At 67.5% G+C, this 4,157-nt stretch carries 4 protein-coding genes; 1 reads left to right on the forward strand and 3 read right to left on the reverse strand.

The annotated features are described in order from the left end of the window. The coding region (locus ACWDU1_RS30240; RefSeq protein WP_450003697.1) for an acyl-CoA dehydrogenase family protein at positions 1-1,279 on the reverse strand (1,279 nt) is incomplete at its 3' end. A gap of 294 nt (positions 1,280-1,573) precedes the next feature. On the opposite strand from ACWDU1_RS30240, the gene ACWDU1_RS30245 reads away from it, so the two are divergent. Next, complete coding sequence (locus tag ACWDU1_RS30245) at positions 1,574-2,206, forward strand: alpha/beta hydrolase family protein (RefSeq protein WP_450003693.1); 633 nt, start codon at positions 1,574-1,576, stop codon at positions 2,204-2,206. Positions 2,207-2,236: 30 nt separating this feature from the next. On the opposite strand, the gene ACWDU1_RS30250 is transcribed toward ACWDU1_RS30245, so the two are convergent. Beyond that, entirely contained in the window at positions 2,237-2,920 is a 684-nt protein-coding gene (locus tag ACWDU1_RS30250) for a class I SAM-dependent methyltransferase (RefSeq protein ID WP_450003695.1), read from the reverse strand. A gap of 239 nt (positions 2,921-3,159) precedes the next feature. Beyond that, a partial coding sequence (locus tag ACWDU1_RS30255) for a DUF4185 domain-containing protein (RefSeq protein WP_450003696.1) occupies positions 3,160-4,157 on the reverse strand: 998 nt, incomplete at its 5' end.

Consider the following 4,157-nt stretch of genomic DNA (forward strand, 5'->3'; position numbering starts at 1 on the left):
AGCCGGATCCGCCCAGGGTCTGCAGGGATTCGGTCAGGTACTGGTAGGCCCGCTCGGAACCCACGCCCTTGACGATCGGCAGCAGCAGATCGTTGACCCGGGCCGCGGTATCGGCGTCCGCGCCGGAGACGGCGGCCGCGACATCGGCGTCCTGGTGGGCGGCGGTGTAGAGGTACACGGCGCGCAGACCCTCGGCGTAGGCCTTCTGGGTGGCCAGGCTGCGCCGCACATCAGGGTGGTGGGTGATGGTGACCCGGGGCGCGGACTTATCGGTCATCTGGGTCAGGTCGGCACCCTGGACGCGCTCCTTGGCGTAGTCCAGTGCGTTGAGGTAGCCGGTGGACAGGGTGGCGATGGCCTTGGTGCCCACCATCATCCGCGCGTGCTCGATGACCTCGAACATCTGCGCGATGCCCTGGTGGACCTCGCCCACGAGCCAGCCTTGCGCCGGCACGCCGTGACCACCGAAGGTGACCTCACAGGTGGCCGAGACCTTCAGGCCCATCTTGTGCTCGACATTGGTGACGAAGACGCCGTTGCGCTCGCCCAGTTCGCCGGTCTCGTGGTCGAAGTGGAACTTCGGGACGAAGAACAGCGACAGGCCCTTGGTGCCCGGGCCCGCGCCCTCGGGGCGGGCGAGCACCAGATGCATGATGTTCGGGAACAGGTCGTCGGAGTCGGCCGAGGTGATGAAGCGTTTCACGCCCTCGATATGCCAGGACCCGTCCTCCTGCTGGACGGCCTTGGTGCGGCCCGCGCCCACATCGGAGCCGGCGTCGGGCTCGGTGAGCACCATGGTGGCGCCCCAGCCCTGCTCGACGGCGATCTTGGCCCACTTCTTCTGTTCTTCGGTGGCGTTGTTGTAGAAGATGTTGGCGAAGCCGGGGCCGGCCGCGTACATGAACGCGGCGGGCTGCGCGCCGAGGATCAGTTCGGCGATGGCCCAGTAGGCGGTGCGCGGGATGTCGATACCGCCGAGCTCGGGATCGACGGAGAAGGAGTCCCAGCCGCCTTCCTGCAGCTTGCGGTAGCTCTTCTTGAAGGACTCGGGGAGCGAGACGGTGTGGGTCTCGGGGTCGAAGACCGGGGGGTTGCGGTCGGCGTCTGCGAAGGATTCGCCAAGCGGGCCCTCGGCCAGGCGGCGAACCTCGTTCAGCATCTCCTTGACGGTGTCGGCGTCCAGATCGCCGTAGGCGCCGGAGTCGAGGATGCTGCCCAGCCCGAGTACCTCGAAGAGGTTGAACTCCAGGTCGCGGACGTTGCTCTTGTAATGACCCATTGTGATACTCACTCTCCGTTGAGTCGGGTGCGGTCGGTGTCGCTGCCGTTCCCGCCCGTTGTTGCCATCGGGTAGCCACCGGAACGCGGCATGCTACTCGCGGGTAACTTTACTGAGTATATTACCGACGAGTAAGGCGCTCGGCAATTGCGCGAGGGCGCTTTGTGACGTGACGAACAGGTCCGGGGCCGCCGGTTTCCGGTGTGGACGCCCTCGGGGCCGTCCCACCGCAGGTCGGCGGCGTGTTCGCGGCCGGATCGGCGGTGCCGGTGACCGCGCTGGTTAGGGTGGGGCGTGCGGATCGAGACCAGCGCCGGGCCCGCCGAGGCCGAGATCGATTACCCGGACGAACCAGCGTTCCTGCTGGTGTTCACGCACGGCGCCGGGGGCGGGGTGGATTCACCCGACATCCTGACCGTGCGCGATACCGCGCTCGCCGCCGGAGGCGTGGTGGCCCGGGTGCTGCAGCCCTACCGAGTGGCGGGCCGCCGCGCGCCCGGTAAGCCGGAACCCCAGGATCGCGCCTGGATCGAACTGGTGGACGCGCTCCGCTCCGAGTTCCGGTCGAAGAAGGCCGCCGCGCCGGGTACGGCAGGAGACGAACTTCCGCTGGTACTCGGCGGCCGCAGCAACGGGGCCCGGGTGGCATGCCGCACGGCCACCGGACTCGGCGCCCGGGCGATAGTGGCGCTGTCCTTTCCGCTGCATCCGCCGGGGAAGCCGGAAAAGTCGAGGCGCGACGAACTGCTCGCCGCCGGCGGCGCCGATGTCGTGGTGATCAACGGCGGCAGCGACCCCTTCGGTATCCCCGACCCCGCCGACGCCGCGGAGGTCCGGGTGATACCCGGCCAGCCTCATTCCTTCCGGAAGGGTTTCGACACGATCGCGGAAACCCTGGCACCCTGGTTCGAGCGCTGGCGCGCCTGATCGCTGCCCGGACCGTGGTGTTTACCGGGACTACCGGTCGCCCGGCGCGGGCTTCGTCGCGACGACCAGGGCGTCGATCGCGTCGCCGGACTCGGTCGGCCGCAGCACCTGCCGGGCTGTTCCGATCTCGAGTCCGGTGCTCCCGTCCTCGTCCCCGGCGCCCAGATCCGCGACGACGTCCTCGGGCGTGAACAGGATCGCGGGATCCTGCGGGCCGCCGTATCCGCGCTCCGGATTCGCGCTGTCGTGTCCCAGTACCAGCAATGTCGCGCCCGGGGTGAGCAGTGCCGCCGCCCGCCGGACCATCGCCCGGCGCTCCCGCGCCGGTAGATGCAGGAAGACCATCAGAACCAGCTCGTAGGGGCCGCCGATATCGGTGTCGGGATCGGTGAGATCGGCGCACTGCCAGGTGATCCGTTCCCGGATCGAGCGGGTCAGCCGGGTCGCCACCGTGCGGCCCTTGTCGATGCCGACCTGGGAGAAATCCACCGCGTGCACCTGCCAGCCGTGGGTGGCCAGCCACAGCGCGTTCCGGCCTTCGCCGCAGGCGAGATCGAGCGCCCGCGGCAACTCCGGGATCTGTCCGTCGGGGCCGGGCAGCAGCGGGACCCGCCGGTCCAGACCGTGGGCGAACTCCACCACCGTGTTGTTCGGTGGTGCCCCCCATACCAGTTCGCTCTGGACATACCGCGCATCCCAGTCGGCCGCCTTCATGCCGACAGTCTATGGAGGCGGCCGCCGTGCCGGGTCCGGGTCGCTCAACCGGCGGCGGATTGGTGGCGGCGGGCCCGGTGCCGTGTACCGGCCGGGCCGCGCCGCGCAGCCATTCGGAGATCGCGTCGGTGCTACTGGATCGTGCGGTGCTGGTCATGGGTCCTCCCGGTGGCGACGGGGTGTCGCCGACCAGCCTTGTACCTAAACAATGCTCAAGGTCAAGGGGGAGTGTTCCGTGGTCACAACCGGGTGCGCATCAGCACGACGTTGTACTGGTTGTGCACGGTGGTCATGAAGTACAGATCGCTGCCGGTCTGATAGGGGAATATCGAGGGGGCGTAGGCAGTCGGCAATTCGCGCGCATCGATCAGTACCCGCGGTTCACTCCACGGCCCGGCCGGCGCCGGCGCGGTCCGCAGGACCACGGAATTGAACGGATCGGTGGTCAGTGAGACGAACTGGCCCAGGTAGTCGTTCCACATCACCGACAGTTCCCCGACGCCGTGCATGATCGGGCGGGCGGCATTCACATCGCCGTGTTTCCAGGCCCCGCCGTCCCAGTATTCGTAGGCACCCAGATTCTGGATATCGGGTTCCCGGACACGGGAGACATACGCGGCATTGTCGCGGCCCGAGGCGGTTCCGTATACGTAGACGAACCCGCCGTCCTTCACGAAGGAATTCATCTGGAAATTGCGGTTCGCACCCTCGTTCGGCCGCCGGGTGAAGGCCAGGTCGGCCCAGGTCTCACCATTATCGGCCGAAGCCGCCAGACCCGAGTAATTGGTGGTCCATTCTCCGGGTGTGTCCCAGGTCTTCACCGACATCAGGCTCATGTACTGTACGCCGCCCACCGAAATCCCGGCGGTCGGAATACGGCTGATCTCCAGCAGCGGTATTTTCGGGCTGGGGATCAGATCGCGGGCCTGACCGAATACATCGCGCACCACGCTGTCGAAGAAGATCCCGTGCCGGGGATCCTGGGTATGGCTGCGGACCAGCACATTGCTCCGCCACGCCCACATACTCCCGGCGAGCAGATTGGGGAACCCGACCCCGGCGGTATCGCCGAAGGCGGTCAGCATTTCGCCGTTGCCGTTATCCCACATGATGCCGAGGTCGGTGCCCAGCATGTTGTAGTTGTGGGTGCTGTTCGGGTCCCCGATACCTGGCGCCAGGGCGAACTCTCGTTCCCGTTGACATATCAATTCGAGCCCGGACGCGACGACGACGGTGT

Source organism: Nocardia sp. NPDC003345, assembly GCF_053589395.1.